This window comes from Paraburkholderia sp. (assembly GCF_035948235.1).
Classification (GTDB): domain Bacteria; phylum Pseudomonadota; class Gammaproteobacteria; order Burkholderiales; family Burkholderiaceae; genus Paraburkholderia.
Map to the genome: position 1 here is coordinate 1 of NZ_DASZJJ010000004.1, position 16,858 is coordinate 16,858.

At 61.3% G+C, this 16,858-nt stretch carries 15 protein-coding genes; 10 read left to right on the forward strand and 5 right to left on the reverse strand.

Annotated features, from left to right (window positions below; translation table 11 throughout):
- Positions 1-264 (forward strand): hypothetical protein (locus tag VG320_RS00085; protein ID WP_327198154.1); only part of this gene is annotated, 264 nt, incomplete at its 5' end.
- A gap of 52 nt (positions 265-316) precedes the next feature.
- On the opposite strand, the gene VG320_RS00090 is transcribed toward VG320_RS00085, so the two are convergent.
- Complete coding sequence (locus tag VG320_RS00090) at positions 317-2,461, reverse strand: tetratricopeptide repeat protein (protein ID WP_327198155.1); 2,145 nt, start codon at positions 2,459-2,461, stop codon at positions 317-319.
- Positions 2,462-2,746: 285 nt separating this feature from the next.
- Here VG320_RS00090 and VG320_RS00095 point away from each other — a divergent pair, with 285 nt between their 5' ends.
- The gene (locus VG320_RS00095; RefSeq protein ID WP_327198156.1) at positions 2,747-3,742 is read left to right on the forward strand and encodes an aldo/keto reductase; all 996 of its coding nucleotides are present in this window, start codon (positions 2,747-2,749) and stop codon (positions 3,740-3,742) included.
- A 664-nt stretch (positions 3,743-4,406) separates the two neighbouring features.
- Entirely contained in the window at positions 4,407-5,348 is a 942-nt protein-coding gene (locus VG320_RS00100; protein ID WP_327198157.1) for a hypothetical protein, read from the forward strand.
- Positions 5,349-5,928: 580 nt separating this feature from the next.
- Here VG320_RS00100 and VG320_RS00105 read toward each other — a convergent pair.
- Positions 5,929-6,555, reverse strand: a complete 627-nt coding sequence (locus tag VG320_RS00105; protein WP_327198158.1) for a hypothetical protein — start codon at positions 6,553-6,555, stop codon at positions 5,929-5,931.
- A 263-nt stretch (positions 6,556-6,818) separates the two neighbouring features.
- On the opposite strand from VG320_RS00105, the gene VG320_RS31155 reads away from it, so the two are divergent.
- The gene (locus VG320_RS31155; protein WP_414695925.1) at positions 6,819-7,028 is read left to right on the forward strand and encodes a phage baseplate assembly protein domain-containing protein; all 210 of its coding nucleotides are present in this window, start codon (positions 6,819-6,821) and stop codon (positions 7,026-7,028) included.
- Positions 7,029-7,217: 189 nt separating this feature from the next.
- On the opposite strand, the gene VG320_RS00110 is transcribed toward VG320_RS31155, so the two are convergent.
- Entirely contained in the window at positions 7,218-8,270 is a 1,053-nt protein-coding gene (locus VG320_RS00110; protein ID WP_327198165.1) for an alcohol dehydrogenase, read from the reverse strand.
- 357 nt (positions 8,271-8,627) lie between these two features.
- Here VG320_RS00110 and VG320_RS00115 point away from each other — a divergent pair, with 357 nt between their 5' ends.
- Together VG320_RS00115 and VG320_RS00120 are read left to right on the forward strand one after the other, a co-directional pair.
- Positions 8,628-9,044, forward strand: coding sequence for a MarR family winged helix-turn-helix transcriptional regulator (locus VG320_RS00115; protein ID WP_103703449.1), 417 nt, complete (start codon positions 8,628-8,630; stop codon positions 9,042-9,044).
- A 51-nt stretch (positions 9,045-9,095) separates the two neighbouring features.
- Entirely contained in the window at positions 9,096-9,257 is a 162-nt protein-coding gene (locus VG320_RS00120) for a hypothetical protein (protein WP_327198166.1), read from the forward strand.
- 63 nt (positions 9,258-9,320) lie between these two features.
- Here VG320_RS00120 and zwf read toward each other — a convergent pair whose 3' ends face one another.
- Together zwf and VG320_RS00130 are read right to left on the reverse strand one after the other, a co-directional pair.
- Positions 9,321-10,796 (reverse strand): glucose-6-phosphate dehydrogenase, encoded by a 1,476-nt coding sequence (gene zwf / locus VG320_RS00125; RefSeq protein WP_327198159.1) that lies wholly within the window; start codon positions 10,794-10,796, stop codon positions 9,321-9,323.
- Between the two features lie 270 nt (positions 10,797-11,066).
- Positions 11,067-12,392 carry an Nramp family divalent metal transporter gene (locus tag VG320_RS00130; RefSeq protein ID WP_327198160.1) on the reverse strand — a complete coding sequence of 442 codons (1,326 nt, stop codon included), beginning with the start codon at positions 12,390-12,392 and terminating at the stop codon, positions 11,067-11,069.
- 304 nt (positions 12,393-12,696) lie between these two features.
- Here VG320_RS00130 and VG320_RS00135 point away from each other — a divergent pair, with 304 nt between their 5' ends.
- The 4 genes from VG320_RS00135 to VG320_RS00150 all read left to right on the forward strand — a co-directional run bounded on the left by VG320_RS00135 (position 12,697) and on the right by VG320_RS00150 (position 16,628).
- Complete coding sequence (locus VG320_RS00135; RefSeq protein ID WP_327198161.1) at positions 12,697-13,758, forward strand: YncE family protein; 1,062 nt, start codon at positions 12,697-12,699, stop codon at positions 13,756-13,758.
- Between the two features lie 15 nt (positions 13,759-13,773).
- A complete protein-coding gene (locus VG320_RS00140; protein ID WP_327198162.1) occupies positions 13,774-14,781 on the forward strand; it encodes a sterol desaturase family protein in 1,008 nt (335 codons plus the stop codon).
- A 215-nt stretch (positions 14,782-14,996) separates the two neighbouring features.
- Complete coding sequence (locus VG320_RS00145) at positions 14,997-16,124, forward strand: 3-deoxy-7-phosphoheptulonate synthase (protein WP_327198163.1); 1,128 nt, start codon at positions 14,997-14,999, stop codon at positions 16,122-16,124.
- A gap of 129 nt (positions 16,125-16,253) precedes the next feature.
- Complete coding sequence (locus VG320_RS00150) at positions 16,254-16,628, forward strand: response regulator (RefSeq protein WP_327198164.1); 375 nt, start codon at positions 16,254-16,256, stop codon at positions 16,626-16,628.
- The last annotated feature ends 230 nt before the right edge of the window (positions 16,629-16,858 follow it).

A 16,858-nucleotide genomic window follows, 5' to 3' on the forward strand; every position in this document is an offset into this window, starting at 1 on the left:
AAACCGACCGCTCAACGCTTCTTCAAAGCCCCGATGAAACCGTCTTCCGCGCAGGAACCCAAGCAGAAGTCCCGGCGCAAGCCGCCGCCGCCCTGGCTGCTGAATACGATGACCGCGCTCGTCGGCATCCTCACGCTCGCGCTGGGCGTGGGCTGGCTGATCCGTAGCTGGATCGTCGATATGGAGATTCCGTACTTCGCGATCCCGCTCGTAATGTGCGTGCCGGTGATTGTCGCTGTGGCGTTTCGCAACTTCTGGGACTGACTGACCTGACGCGAGGCGTCAGTCCGGCCAGTCCGACCCTTCCGGCTTCCGTTCAGGAAGCCGCGCCGAACCTTTCTTCGCAGGCCTGCCGCACGCGCTCGATCGCCGTGCTCCAGGTCTCCTTGCCCGCCTGACGGAAAATCCGCACATTGCCTGGATACCAGGGCGAATCTTCGCGCGCGTCGAGCCAGCGCCAGTCCACGTCGCGGCGCGGCAGCATCACCCAGCAAGGTTTGCCGAGCGACGCAGCCAGGTGGGCGGTCGACGTGTCCACGCAGATCAGCAGATCGAGCTGCGCGATGATGGCCGCCGTATCGACGAAATCGGCGATATCGCTGCCCAGGTGCAGCAAGGGCTGAGCCGATCCCGCCTGCTCCGCGGCCCGCGCCTCGTCTTCGCCCGCGCCTTTTTGCAGGCTCACGAACTTCAGCCCCGGCACGCTCCAGAGCGGCGCGAGCGCTGTAAGCGATGGGATCGAGCGGTTGAAGTCGTTGTGGTGTTTGGGGTTGCCGCGCCACACGAGTCCTACGCGCGGCCCCGCGCCCAGCGTGGCCAGACGCGCACCCCAATGCTCGACGCGGGCGGCATCGACCTTGAAGCGGGTCGGTTCGGGCGTCGTCTCGAGCGTGGTGCCCAGGCGCAGCGGCAGGCTCAAGGGGCTGGCCCAATAGTCGAACTGCTGGGCGCGTTCGGTGGCTTCGGCGTGCGTTAGCAGGGTGTCGATGCCTTCCACGCCCGCGAGGATGCAATGCAGCGCCTCGACGCCGCCGAACGCGACATGCGCCGCGCCTTGCGCCTTGAGCAGACGCGCGTAACGCGAAAACTGGATCATGTCGCCCAGGCCGTCCTCCTGCCACAGCAGCAGCGACTTGCCGGCGATCGGCTCGCCTTGCCAGTGCGGGCAGCTCAGCATGCGGCGCGACGCGTAATGCACGAAGCCGTTGTTCTCGTAGCGGCGCTCGTAGAGACGCCAGCCTTCCTCGTAGCGGCCCATCGTGATGAGCAGGGTGGCGAGGCGAAACAGCGCGTCGCCGTAATCGGGTTCGAGTTCGAGCGAGCGGCGGTACGCCGCCACGGCCTCGTCCAGCGCGCCCTGTTCCTTGAGCACGCTGCCCATATTGAAGTGGGCCAGCGCCAGATCGCTGTTCTGGGCGAGCGCCTGGGCGAAGGTCTCGTGCGCCTCGTCGATACGGTCGAGCGCGCACAGCACGGAGCCCAGATTGTTGAAAATTTCGGCGCGACCCGGCGAAAGGCGCAGCGCGACGCGGTAGTTGGTCTCGGCCTCCGGATAGCGTTCGAGCCGCTGCAGCGCGACGCCCAGGTTGTAATGCGCCTCGGCGTGCTCGGGGCGCAGCATGATTGCCTTGCGATAGAACTGCTCGGCTTCGGCGTAGCGCTGCAGATCGGTGAGCACGCAGCCCAGGTTGTTGAGCGCCTCGACGTAATCGGGGCGGATCTGGATCGCCAGACGGCAGGACAGTTCCGCCTCGATATAGCGGCGCTGCGCCTTGAGCAGCGCGCCGTAGTTGTTGAGCGCCTCTGGGTAATGCGGTTCGGCGAGCAGCGCCTGGCGGTAGGCTTCCTCGGCGTCCTCGATGCAGCCGCGCTCGCGCAGGACGTTGCCCAGGTTGTTGTGCGCGCGCGCGAACTTCGGATTGAGCGCGAGCGCGGCGCGATAGGCCGTCTCGGCCTCTTCGTGACGGTTCAGCTCGTGCAGCAGGATGCCGAGGTTGTAATGCGCGTCTAGGTGGCCCGGCTGGCGCGCGAGCGCCGTGCGATAGGCGTTTTCCGCTTCCTGATGGCGCGCGAGGCGATGCAGCACGATGCCCAGGTTGCCGTATGCGTCCGCGTGGGCCGGGTTGACGTCCAGCAGGCGGCGCCAGACCGTTTCGGCGGCGGGCAACTGGCCCAGCGCCGTGAGCATCGCGGCGAGGCCATGGTAGGCCTCCTCGAACGCCGGCCGCGCGGCGATACAGCGCTGCCACAGCGCGTGGGCGAGATCGGCCTTGCCCGAGCCCATCGCGGCAAGCGCGGCCAGATTGAGCGTATCGACGCGAGCGGCGTCATCTTCGCCCGGCGGATTCCCGACGAGGGGCGCGAGCATCTCGAACGCGTCGGCGAAGCGGCCTTGCGCGCACAGCGCGCTCGCTTCCTGCTGGCGGTCGGGATGAAGAGGCGTGTCGGTCGTCGAAGTCACGATGAGGGCGCAAAGAATGATGGACGATAGGAAGCTTAAGGCAGGGCAGGCAAGGACAACGGGCCGATTAGAGCGCCCCGCGTGCGCTTATTCCGGCAATGAAGCCTTCAGCGCGGTTACGGAGTGCGGCCTTTCAGCGATGTAAGGGGCTGTGGCGGCGCGCGGCTGGTTTGCGCGCGCCGCGCTATGCTTTCAGGCGATGCGCGGCGTGTCGGCCAAAACGTGTCGGCCAGAAACGCGGCGCGTGTTTTGCGCAATGAACGTCCGTTAAACAAGGAGCGTTGAATGCAATACCGTCGTTTCGGCCAGACCGGCCTCAATGTATCGCGTCTGTGTCTCGGCACCATGACCTTCGGGCTGCAGACCGAAGAAGACGTCTCCCGCCTCATTCTCGACAAGGCCGCCGACGCGGGTGTCAACTTTATCGATACCGCTGACGTCTACCCTTTGGGCGGCGGCGAAACGAACGCGGGCCGCACCGAGGAAATCGTCGGACGCTGGCTCAAGGGCCGTCGCGACCGTTTCATTCTGGCGACCAAAGCAGTGGGCAAGGTTGGGCCGTCCCCGTGGGATCAAGGCGCGTCGCGCAAGCATCTGCTCGACGCGATCGACAACTCGCTGCGGCGCCTGGGCACCGATTACGTCGATCTCTATCAACTGCATTCGGACGACGCCAATACGCCGCTCGACGAAACGCTGGAGGCGCTCGATACCATCGTGCGCGCGGGCAAGGCGCGTTATATCGGCGTGTCGAATTTCCTGGCTTACCGGCTGGCGCGCGCGCTGGGCCGCGCCGATGTGCTGCGCGTGGCGCGTTTCGTTTCGGTGCAGCCGCGCTACAACCTGCTGTTTCGCCAGATCGAGCGCGAGTTGCTGCCGCTCGCAGGCGAAGAGGGCCTGGCCGTGATTCCGTATAACCCGCTCGCGGGCGGCTTGCTTACCGGCAAGTATCGGCATGACAGCAAGCCGGGCGAGGGACGTTTTTCGCAGAGCGTGGGCGTGGCGGGATCGATGTATCAGGATCGCTACTGGCATCAGCGCGAGTTCGAGAGCGTCGAGCAATTGCGCGGTATTGCCGGGCAGGCGGGGCAGTCGCTGACGACGGCTTCGGTGGCGTGGGTGCTGGCGAATCCGCTTGTGACGTCCGCGCTGATCGGTGCGAGCCGGCCTGAACAGCTCGATGCGTCGATTGCCGCCGTCGATCTCGAACTCGATCCCGATCTGAAGTCGAAACTCGATGAAGCGAGCCACGGCTATCGGATGGGTGATGCGGCGCGTTGATCGGCGTTGAGTAGTTCAATGGATAGCATAAGAAGGGCGACAGCGATCGCCCTTCTTTATCGAGCGGCAGTTCGTGAAGTGTGGCACGGCGCAACTCGAGATAGTTTCTGCCAGGCGCAGCGCTTGAGTGAAAACGCTTAACCCAAATGCGACCAAGTACGACAACTGGTCGTCGTGGGGGGCAACGTGAATCCCTGCACTGGGAAGTTCGGGACGGTCGATCCGTCGAAGTTGCCCGGACATGCATTATGCCTGGGTAGCAGCATAGGCATTTGTCGCTGCGTGTTTCCTCGGGCAGCATCTATTCCCGAAGGCAAGATTTGCGGCCTGCTCGTTGGAAGATCAGTGCTACCGGTCATTTTTTTCTCAGAGTTAGCTGGCACAGAACACAGTGACAGACTTGAAAGGTTTGCATCCTGCGATTTGAAAAAGCAGATTTCCTGCTCATAGAAGGGCGCGTATGTCCGCTAAGCAGTGGTGAACAGGCGCTTACTAGAGTTTCTGCTCATACCTCGGCGTGAACGGAAAATGCAGGCGAAAAATAATGGCGTTGGTCGTAATCGTCGGATTCGCGTCGCCGAGAGATTACAGAATAATTTTAAACATCAAGATTTTAGGTGACTTGCCGATAACATGTAGAAACCATAGTCGATGGAGTATTCGGATGAAAATTTATATGCTTATGGCATGTGCGGCTCTGGCCGTGACCGCGGGTTGTTCGACGTCGAACGTGCGGCCCACAGCAGGCTCGCTTATTCAGCACGATGCCGAAATGAAAGATGTCGCCCGATGTGGTGGGCTGGGCATCGATGATCGCATCGGTCTGACAATCGCTGCGGAAAAAGACAAGTATGGTGGCGAGTTGTCCGCTGAGCGGGCATCTGAAATTCGAATTGACGCGATGCGCAATGGTCTGATGACCGGTGATGAAAAAAAATATCAAGCCTATGTGCAGTGCATCTTGGAGCTTGACAAGCGCCGCGCCTCCAACTTATCGTCTGCTGAACGTATCGAGCAGCCTTTCATCAAAGTCCAGTTGAGCCGTCCGTCTTCTCAAGCCAACCGCGCGATGTTGAGTGTAGACAACGCAGGTGGCGAGCTAACTGAATTATCGGTTCGCCCTCTGACGTTCCTCTACATCGGTGAGTTGCACATGCTGGGCGCTCCTCAGGCAGAAAACGATCGTCCGCTACGTGCTGCCTACTTTCCAGTTGTTGGAGCGTATGAGGGATTCGAGAAATTTCCAGCAGAGTACAAGGGACGTCTATATGAAACCTATACAATGGACGAGCTCAAATTTGATGAAAACGTGAGAGCATTCGCGAATTCAGAGGGACGTCGACTTAATACTTATGTACTCTATTTCGCTGTTGTGGACTATAAAGACAAGTTTGACGTGCGTCATCACAGAGTGTTTGACATCACGACGAGCCAGCAAGAGCTTGATGAGACTACAGCCGCACGACTTGTCAGCACGTTTCGGGATTCTGTTAAAGGCGGTGTGTATATTGATGCGCGTCATGTAGACACCACAGATCTTGATAAAATTTGGCCGCGCGCAGCATCACTGCGCGCTGAGAAAACCCCGTGGGGAACTCCAGCATGATTGGCTCTGTTTTAGTCGAGACGAGGTATCTCGCGAACGCCACAAGTGTACTCACCTGGTATCCTAGCTTCGGCGTCTGTATCGCATGATGCAAAAGCCGCCAACTACAAAGACAATCGCGCCCGCAACTGCGCTCCGAAATGCGGTAGCTAATGCACGTCCGCCACATTCATCCCCGCACGGAATGGAGCCGTCAGGTAGAACAATGTAAAAACTCACGAAAGCGGCGATTATTGCACCAGCGGCGATCAAGCCGCCATAAACGAGCGCGATTTTCACTTTATTTCCCAGAATCGGAATTCCCAAACCGAAATCCGTATTGCCGATGACGCAAAGGACAACGGAACCTATACGGCTCTGTCCGCACGCGCAACCGCTGTTGTGCGGGACTTGACCACGCGCGGCGAATCGCTTGCAACGGTGTGATCTCGCGATGGGAGCATCGTTATCCGTGATTGGCCTGGCACAAAGGCGCTATCAAAACGTGGGCCACGATTCCCCGCCGACGGAGTTGTTCGTGACGGTTAATCGGTCATCGTGCCAGTGTTGTTCCGCGCATCTGTCGCATGAGCATTTCCTGTCAGGCTGGTGAAGTTTCCGTTTCTTTCTCCGGTACTCCGATGGCTGCTCGGGCGACGAGAGATTCTGCATTTACAATCCGGCGGCCGAGTACCAGAAAAAAGTATCCGACGCTGAGTGCGACAACGTAATAGACGAGTGCAAAAATCGCCCGATGGCGCTTGTCTGAAAAGACTGCATCCGCTAGTTTTGGCAACCACAACAGACTGAACACGGGAGCAGCATAAAGTCCAATGTACCAGGTTTTTAACGTATTTCTCACCCACTTTTTTCTGTACCAGCCCTTGAACCTAAAATGCCCTTGCGTCTCTTTGATATCTGAGTATTCCAGGTAACTCCTGCTTTCGGAATACTCCCGCAGTGCCTGACTTGGTTGGCCGAGAGAAAGCAGATATTCAACGTGGTCAGGATTAGCATTTCTGCTGCCGGTGAGCGCTTCGCATCCTTTCTCACGAAGAAATTGATGCACTTTCTTGTCGCCCTGAAGCTCGGCCAGAAACTCTTTGGCGAACTTATACTCCTCACGTTTCCGACTTCGTGAGGCAAGTGACGTATCCAAATAGAGCTTTCGAAAACCAAATAACGACGATGCAATGACAACAAGTTGTGCGACGGTTCCCCAATCCACTATGAACTCCGCTGTTCGTTAGGTTGATCTAACAGGCTGAGGGTGCGAATGCATGCGTCGCACAGCGCGTAATCACGTGCGACGACGTTTTGCTAACCCTGAATGGTACATCGATTCAGGGAGCGTGACGCATGACATGGAGCGCATGTCGGGCGGTTTCGATACCGGCATGACAGAGCGCAATCCTAGCGGAACCGAAGCAACGCTGAGCACGGACGCCCCTTCTGTACTTGCCATTGACGGTGATACATAACGGAGATCGTATGCTGGGGAATAGTGGTCCGCTTGAGCGCGAACGTCTCACGCGCATTGACGACAGTGGCCCCGCGGAACTGGTGCAGGTTCAACTATCGCAGCAGCAAACGTTGGGTGGCACGCCACGTTTGATCGAATATGGTTCTCAGCCTAATCCGCATGAAGGCGGTAATACTGTTGCGGTGTTCGTCAGCGGAACCGCTCGAATACTCTCGTGATCGCGTGGGAGAATCAGCAATATCGCGGTCGTGATATAGAAAACCTGTGCGTTAGAGACAAGGAGCAAACTGCTTACCGACTAGGAGGTGCGGCAATCCGGCTAAAAGTGAGTAGGCATCCAAAGTAATTGACGGATAAAAAAGGGCGACTACGATCGCCCTTTTCTATCCGCTATAACAAGCTGAAAATCACGGCACCAGCACTTGCCGTCCCATCACCTTGCCTTGCGCCAGCGCTTCGAGCGCCTCGTTCACTTCGCCCAGCGGGCGCTGCGTGACCGCCGAAGGCTGCATCTTGCCCGCGCGCATCAGCGCCACGAGTTCGCGCAGTTCAGGCAGCGTGCCGACATAACTGCCTTCGATCTTGAGCGGTCGCATTGGAATGATCAGCAGCGAGAGCGTGATGTCGCCGCCCATCAAGCCGACCACCACCACGTGGCCGCCGCGCGCGCATGAATCGAGCGCCAGCTTCACGGTAGGCGTCGCGCCCACCAGATCGAGTACGGCGCGCGCGCCGCCGCCCGTGGCTTCGGCGATCTGTTTGACCGCATCGCTTGCGCGCGCATCGATCGCCGCGAGCGCGCCGGCCTTGAGCGCCGCTTCGCGTTTGGCGGGATCGACGTCCACCACGACCGCGCCTTTCGCGCCGAGCGCCTTGAGCACTTCGATCGCCATCATGCCCAGGCCGCCCGCGCCGATAATGACGACCGGGTCCTCATGAATGCGCTCGCCGAACTTCTTCACGGCGGAATACGTCGTGACGCCCGCGCAGGCGAGCGGTGCGGCCTTCACGGGATCGAGGCCGCCCAGATCGACCAGATAGCGCGGATGCGGCACGATCACGTAATCGGCGAATCCGCCGTCGCGCATCACACCCAGCGATTGTGGTCTGGTGCAGATGTTTTCTTCGCCGCGCTGGCAGGCCGCGCATTGACCGCAGCCAATCCACGGATGCACGACGGCCACGGTGCCCGTCTTCACGTCGCCAGCCTCGGGGCCCGCTGCGATCACTTCGCCGCAGATTTCATGGCTCAACGTCAGCGGCAGCTTGATGCCGCGGTCGGCTAGCGAGAGTTTTTTGCCGCCGCCCAGATCGTAATATCCCTCCCAGATATGCAGGTCCGAATGGCACAGACCGGCGGCCTGCACACGCACCAGCACTTCGGTGCCCTGCGGTTGCGGCGTGTCGCGCTGGACGAGTTCGAGAGGCTGGCCATGATGGGTCACGCAGTAGCAACGCATCTGCATCTTTGTCTCCATGAGTGTTGTGTCGAGCAGGCTGGCGAGGTCGATCCTTTCGCATCATAACGCGGTTGAGCGAAAAATTCGTCCGGTCGTTCGCTTTTCATGACGGTATAACCAGAACGCATGTCGTGTCACCACCTGGTCACCCAGCGTTCACAAAAAATGCGGGTCGCGTACCATGAGCTTTCGTCCTTGCCTTCAGGCGTCATCAATTGGGGGCGTGCGCAACGAAGCATCAATGAACTGAATCCGCACCCTGAAGTCTTATCGAACGTATTCGAAAAGTGCCTGAAATCAGGACGCAAACGTATCGAATTCGTTGCATAGCTAACGATAACCAGTTATTCTTTTGCCATGTTCGATCAGTGTCTGTACTTCAACACCTCGGCGCTTGCGCGTCGTCTGGAACGCGAGTGGTCCGAAGCGTTCGAGCCTTTCGATCTCACGCCGCCGCAGGGCTTCATGCTGCGCGCGGTGCTGGAGCGGCCTGGCTCCCTGCAGCGTGAGCTGGCCGATCTGCTGTCCATCGCGCGGCCCACGGCCACGCGCGTGCTCGACGGTCTGGAGTCGCGCGGCTGGCTGGAGCGCCAGCGCACCGAAGGCGATCAGCGTGAAGTGGCGATCGTGCCCACGGCGCAAGCCGTGGCGATTCGCGACGCGCTCAATCACGCCAGCGCGCAGGTCACGGGCCGCATCAAGCGCTCGCTGGGCGGCGAGGCCTTCGTGGATACCGTGAGCCGCCTGCGCACCGCGCGCGCGACGCTCGGCTGAGGGCGAAGCATCTTTTGTACGGAAGTAGCGGAGTTTTTCATCATGCGGCACATGGCTGCTTTTTTTATTTCGACGTGGCTCGCAGCCGCAATTCTTTTTTTAGGCCGCCATTCGGTGCCGATGATGGCGCTCAGCGGCGTGCTGGTGTTCGCGGGGCTCGATCTGTTCCGGCCCGATCACCGTGAAAACACGCAACGCACGAAGCGCGATTAAGGGCGGCTGAGCGCAAAAAAAACGCCGCGAATTCGCGGCGTTTCGTGCTTCAGATACGAACGATCAAGCCTCTTCCGCCCACGACATACCCTCGCGCGCGAGCAGCGCCGACGATGCCGCCGGGCCGAACGTGCCCGCCGTGTACGTGCGCGGACGATCGTTCAGTTCCTTCCAGCCGTCGAGAATCGGCTCGACCCACGTCCATGCGGCTTCCAGTTCGTCGCGGCGCATGAAGTGCGTGAGGCGTCCGCGAATCACGTCGATCAGCAGGCGTTCGTAGGCTTCGGCGCGGCGTTCCGGAATCGCTTGCTGCAGATCCAGATTCAGGCTCACCGGCAGCATGTTCATGCCGCTACCAGGTTCCTTCGCAAGCATTTGCAACTGGATCGATTCTTCCGGCTGGAGCTGGATCACCAGGCGATTGCCGTAGTTGCGCGGGCCGCTCGGGAAGATCGAGAAGGGCAGGTCCGCGAACTCGATCACGATTTCCGATTGACGCTTTTGCAGGCGCTTGCCGGTGCGCAGGAAGAACGGCACGTTCGCCCAGCGCCAGTTGTTGATGTGCGCGCGCAGTGCCACGAAGGTTTCGGCCTTGCTGTCCGCCGGCACGTTGTCTTCTTCAAGGTAGCCCTTGACCGGCTGGCCATCCACAGCGCCCGCCGCGTATTGGCCGCGCACCGTGTCACGCGCGATATCGGCCAGCGACATCGGACGCAGCGAGCGCAGCACCTTGAGCTTTTCGTCGCGCACCGCATCCGGGTCGAGCGACACGGGCGGCTCCATCGCCACGATGCACAGCAGTTGCAGCAGGTGGTTCTGCACCATGTCGCGCAGCGCGCCGGTGTGATCGTAGAAGCCCGCGCGGCTGCCCACGCCCACCGTCTCTGCCACCGTGATCTGCACGCTGCGGATATACGGCGCCTGCCACAGCGGCCCGAAGATCGGATTGCCAAAGCGCAGCACCATCAGGTTCTGCACCGTTTCCTTGCCCAGATAATGGTCGATGCGGTAGATCTGCGATTCCGCGAAGTGGCGGCCCACCGACTCGTTGATCTCCACGGCCGAAGCCAGATCGTGGCCGAGCGGTTTTTCCAGCACGACGCGCGAATTCGCATCGACGAGACTCACCGCCGACAGGTTGTCGCAGATCGTCGTAAAGAGTTCGGGCGAGGTCGACAGATAGAACGCGCGGATCGCGTGCTCGCGCGAGGCGGCTTTCAGGCGCCTGTAGTCTTCCGTCGCATTGACGTCGATGATGACGTACTGGAACAGGCTCAGATAGCGGTCCCACGCTTGCGCGTCGAAGGCTTTGGCGTCGATGAAGGGACGCGACTGCTCTTCCATGAACTTGCGATAGTCGTCGATCGTCCAGTTCTTGCGGCCGACGGCGATGATGCGCGTCTCGGGCGGCAGATTGCCGTGCAGGTGCGCCATGTACAGCGCGGGGAGCAGTTTGCGCGCGGCCAGGTCGCCGCCGCCGCCGAAGATAATCATGTCGACGGGCTGGTCGGGCGCGGCTTGGGCAGGCTGATTCGTCATGGCTGGTCGCTCGGTTGTGGCGCTTGTGGCGATTTGTGGCGCAGAGTTGCGAAACTTGCGCTCGCCGCTGGGGCGGGCGCGGTGAAAGAGGCTAATGTTGCATGGTTTTGCGCGAGTTTGCACGCATGACGGACGAAGTCACCGCTGGCGTGCGGGCTATTGGCCAATCATTGAACGCTCGTTGAACGGTTCGAGCAGGTGAGTCGGACAAATTGAGCGAATCGCTCGGATTAGGCGTGTTGCGCTGCACGGTTTGCGCTGGCGGTTTTTTCAACCGAGTCCGGGCACCCGCACGCCGAAGCTCTGCGCGAGCAGCAGCGCATTGAGCGCCAGCACGCCGATCGCACCCGCAATGGCCAGCACGGCCAGCGCCGCGCGATTGCGGTATTGCCCCATGACGTCGCGCCGGCAGGTGAACCAGACGAGCGCGGCCATCGGGAACGGCAGTGCGAGACTGAGCACGACCTGGCTTGCGACCAGCGCTACGGTGGCGTTCACGCCCAGGCCCACCACCACGAAGCTTGGCGCCATTGTCACGAGACGGCGCAGCCAGAGCGGAATCTGGAAGCCCACGAAGCCCTGCATGATCATTTGGCCCGCGAGCGTGCCGACCACCGAACTCGAAATCCCCGAGGCAATCAGCGAGACCAGAAAAATCGCCGCCGCCGCCGCGCCGAACAGCGGGGCGAGCGTGCGCCAGGCGCTGCCGATTTCGGCGACATCGGCGTGGCCCTGGTGAAACGCCGCCGACGCCATCATCACCATCGCCATGTTGATCAGCCCGGCCAGCGACAGCGCGACGATCACCTCGACGTTGGAAAAGCGCAGCAGGCGCGTGCGTTCGGTGTCGTTGCGCGGCTGCACGCGTGCCTGGGTGAGGCCCGAATGCAGAAAAAGCGCATGCGGCATGACCGTCGCGCCGACGATACCCACGGCGATTGTCACGGCCTGGGCATCCGGCAGGCGCGGCGCGGCCAGGCTGCGGGCGACTTCGTGCCACGCGACCGGCGTGACGAACAGCTCGACCAGATAGCACAGCCCGATCACGCCGACGAGCCCGCCGATCACCAGTTCCAGCGGCCTGAAGCCGGCGCGCTCGAAAAACAGCAGGCCGTAGGTGACGAGCGCGGTGATCGCCATACCGGCGAGCAGCGGTATATGCAGCAACAGCGCGAGACCGATCGCGCCGCCAAGGAATTCGGCGAGATCGGTGGCCATCGCCGCGATTTCGCTGACGATCCACATGAGCCAGACGAGCGGGGCAGGCAGACGTTCGCGGCAGAGTTCGGCGAGATTGCGCCCGGTGACGATGCCGAGTTTCGCGGAGAGTGCCTGAAACAGCATGGCGACGAGATTGGCGAGCACCACGATCCACAGCAGCGCATAGCCATAACGCGCGCCGGCCTGGATGTTGGTCGCGAAGTTGCCGGGGTCCACGTAGGCAACCGAGACGATCACCGCCGGCCCCGCGAGCGGCAGGAGCAGCGCGGCGCCGCGCCGGCGCCCTTCGAGCGCCTCGCGCACTTTGCGCGCCGTGCTGGCGGAAAGCCCGTCGGGCACGTCATGCAGGCTGTCGTCGCGAGTGCGATGGTGCATGAACGCCTTGTCGAAGTGACCCTGTCGAAGTAATCCTGCCGAAATTAGCTGCTCGGGGCACGATGGCCCGATTGCGCCGCGGCAATCCGGCGCATGCGAAAACGATGTAGGAAAACACCCGCCCGCGTCATCGGAATACGGGTCTCGCGCGTTAAAGAAGCGTTCCGCGCGCGCTATTGGCGGTCCGCTTTACAGTCCGCTTCGCTGCCCGGTTTCAGCGGGGTTTCGTCTGGCTTTCGCCCGCGTTGCGGCGCACCAGTCTCTATCTCAGCACAAACCGGCCCTGCGCGCGCTTACTCCGGTGATGAACCGGTTCTCTTGCCCCTACGAAATGCCAGAATTCCCGACTTTCAGCTTTACCCGGACCCCGAGACGCGGCCTTGCAGCGGCGCTGCTCATCGGCGGTCTTGCGTGCAGCGCGCTCGCGCATGCCGACAATGCGGCCAACGACAAGGTCATCGTGCTCGACTCCGGCGAGGCGCAGCTCTCGCTGATCGACGAAGCGAGCCGCAGCGTCGTCGGCACCGAACCCACCGGCAAGGAGCCGCATCACCTGATGATCACGCCCGACGGCCAGTCGCTGATCGTCGCCGATTCGGTCTCGAACGACCTGATGTTCCTCGATCCGCACACGGGCAAGGTGCAGCGACGCGTCGAAGGTATCGAAGATCCGTATCAGCTTGGCTTCTCGCCCGATCACAAGTGGTTCGTGACGGCCGGCCTGCGTCTGGATCGCGTGGACGTCTACAGCTACAACGGCCATGATGTCACCATCGCGAAGCGCATTCCGCTCGGCAAAACGCCTAGCCACATCACTTTTTCGTCGGACAGCAAGATTGCGTTCGTGACGCTGCAGGACACCGGCGAAGTCGCGGCGATCGATCTGGCCACGCAGACCGTGATGTGGAAGCTGAAGATCGGCAACACGCCCGCGGGTCTGTGGATGACGCCCGGCGACAAGTACCTGCTGATCGGCATGACGGGCGAGGACGACGTGGCCGTGGTGGACTGGCGTAACCGCACGCTCGTGAAGAAGATCCAGACGGGCCGCGGCGCGCACAACTTCCGCAATCTCGACGACGGTAAGCACGTAGTCGTGTCGAACCGCGTGGAAAGCACCATCAGCATCCTCGATTACACGACGCTCACCAAGGTCGGCGATATCACCGGTCTGCGTCCTGGTCCCGACGATATGGAACTTTCCGCAGACAAACGCTATCTGTGGGTTACGTTCCGCTTTGCGCGCCACGTCGGCGTGATCGATCTCACGACGCGCCAGCTGATCGACACGATTGCCGTGGGCCGCTCGCCGCACGGCATCTATTTCGCGAACCGTGCGCCCGTGGTGGCGCCGAATCCGGACTGACGACCGGGAGTTTCGATGCTTGATACGCTGCTTTCGCAGGCCGATAACCTTGTTTCGTGGCTGCAGACCCTCGTCTACGTGGACGTGGTGCAGCCGATCTTCTACAAGATCGGCCTGATGGGCTACGACGAGGACACCTACGACGCGCTTTACTGGGTGATCGTGGGTGTGCTCGAAATTCTGCTGAGTTACGTGTTGCTGCGCCCGCTCGAAGCGCTGCGCCCGCTCGAAACGTGGAGCGACCGCAAAGCGCTGCGTGCCGACGTCTGGTACACGTGGATCGCCAAGCTCGGCATTCTGAATATCGCGTTCTTTTTCGTGCTCACGCCGCTGTTCAATCACTGGCAGAGCCTGATGGCGATCCACAATATTCCGAATATCGACGTGGATAGTCTGTGGCCCGGCGTGACGGACCGGCCTTACGTGTCGTTTGCGATCTATCTGGTCGTGCTCGATTTCGCGGGTTACTGGTATCACCGCTGGCAGCATCGCTTCGGCGTGTGGTGGGAGTTGCACGCGGTTCATCACAGCCAGCAGCAGATGTCGCTGTGGTGCGACGACCGCAATCACTTCCTCGACGATGTCATCCAGGCGGCGTTTTTCGCGGGTATTTCGCTGATCATCGGCGTGCCGCCCGCGCAGTTCGTGGTGCTGATCGCTGTGAGCAACTTCCTGCAGGCGGTGCAGCACGTCAACGCGCGGCTCGATTACGGCTTCGTGCTGGAGCGCATTCTGGTGAGCCCGGCGTTTCATCGCCGTCATCACGCGATTGGCTATGGTCACGAAGGTACGCGCTACGGCTGCAACTTCGGCGTGCTGTTTTCGTTCTGGGACGTGATGTTCCGTACGGCGTCGTGGAACAAGGCGCATGAGCCGACCGGCATCCGCGATCAACTGCCCGCGCCGCAAGGCCGTGGCGTCAACTACGGCGAGGGCCTGATCGCCCAGCAGTGGCTCGCGCTGGTGCGCATCGCGCGACGGCTGGCGGGCAAGGGCTATCCGCTGGGTGGTCCGGCTAACTGAGTCGGCTAACTGAGTCGGCTAACTGAGCGTCAGTCGTTGCACTTTGGTCTCGGACGAGGCGGCTTTGGCCGCCTCGTTTCGTTTGGGCGCGCGGTTTGGTGTTTTCAATGGCGATTCGAGACGTCGCGGCAAATGCGATAATCGCCGTCTATCCCCAACAACATACTGCGCGACGATCGCAGCGCTTAGGCAGCTGGGCGCCTGAGGAGAATATCTTGAGCCGTATCGACAATCCGCAGCACGATCAGGAAGTCGGCGTCGCCGACGCTACCCAGGACACCACCCGCATCGACGACGTGCGCATTGGCGCGGTGCGGCCGCTCATCTCGCCGGCGCTGCTGCTCGACGAACTACCTGTGCCGCAGTCCACGCAGACGCTGGTGGAAACGAGCCGAGCGCAGATTGCCGATGTGCTCGCGCAGCGCGACGACCGGCTGGTGATCGTGGTCGGCCCCTGCTCGATTCACGACCACGACCAGGCGATCGAGTACGCGAAACTGCTCAAGGCGAAGGCCGATGCGCTCAAGGACGATCTGCTGATCGTCATGCGCGTGTACTTCGAGAAGCCGCGCACGACGGTGGGCTGGAAGGGCTATATCAACGATCCGCGTCTGGACGGCAGCTTCCGCATCAATGAAGGCCTGCGCGCGGCGCGTCAACTGCTGCTCGAAATCGATGCGCTGGGCCTGCCCACCGGCACGGAATTCCTCGATCTGCTGAGCCCGCAATACATCGCCGATCTGGTGGCGTGGGGCGCGATCGGCGCGCGCACCACTGAAAGCCAGAGCCATCGGCAACTGGCCTCGGGGCTGTCGTGCCCGATCGGCTTCAAGAACGGCACCGACGGCGGCGTGCAGGTGGCGGCAGACGCCATCGTCGCAGCGAGCGCCAGCCACGCCTTCATGGGCATGACCAAGATGGGCATGGCCGCGATCTTCGAAACGCGCGGCAACCAGGATTGCCACGTGATCCTGCGTGGCGGCAAGAGCGGGCCGAACTACGATGCGGCCTCGGTGGCGGCGTGCTGCGCGGCGCTGGCGAAAGCGGGGCTGCGCGAGGAAGTCATGATCGATTGCTCGCACGCCAACTCGAACAAGGCTCATCAGCGTCAGATCGAGGTGGCGCGCGATATCGGCGCTCAACTGGCGGGCGGCGAAAAACGCATCGTCGGCGTGATGATCGAAAGCCATCTGGACGAAGGACGCCAGGATCTGAAGCCGGGCGTGCCGCTCAAGCGTGGTGTGTCGATTACCGATGCCTGCATTAGCTGGGCGCAGACGGAGCCGGTGCTCGATGGACTGGCCGAGGCCGTGCGCGCGCGGCGCAAGACGCTAGCTGGCTGAAATGACGGGAGCGTGTCGCTCCCGACTTTTTGCGCATAAAACAACGCGCGTCGGTTCGAACAAGCCTCGCACGCCGCAGTCGGGAACCGTACTTGCGGCGTTTTGATTTATCACTTCCCGGCCACGAATGTGGAAACGATCCTGCTGGTAGACGATGACGCAAGAATCCTTGCTCCCCTGCAGATCCTGCTGGAGGCAGAAGGCTACCGAGTCCTGCTCGCGCCGGATGGAGAGGCGGCGGGCGGGGTGACCGACTGCGAGCATCCCGATCTGATCGTGACCGACTGGATGATGCCGGTGCTCGACGGCATTGGTTTTTGCCGACGTCTAAAGGCGCACAGTGCCACGGCGGCCATCCCTGTCGTGATGCTCTCGGCCGCGGTGCCGCCTGTGCAGACCGAGCCTCTCTGGAACGCGCTGCTAAGAAAGCCGACGCCAATAGCGAACCTGATTGAAGTCATTCGATCGCTGCTGGTGCAATCAAAGAGCGGAAAATTGCATTGAACGCCGTGTTTATTATTGATCGGTTTTTTATTGTTAAGGATCGCGAAGTAATATGAGCGGCATTCCGCTGGAATTTCGCGCGTGTAAATAACCCGCGTTTTTATTCAGTGGTGATCGGTCCCAGTAGGATATCGATTGCCGCTTGCCCCGCGACTTCGGCAATCAGATAAGCCCAGCGGCGTGTATAAGGACCGTTGTGGAGTTGCACACGATTGCCATCCGCGACGATA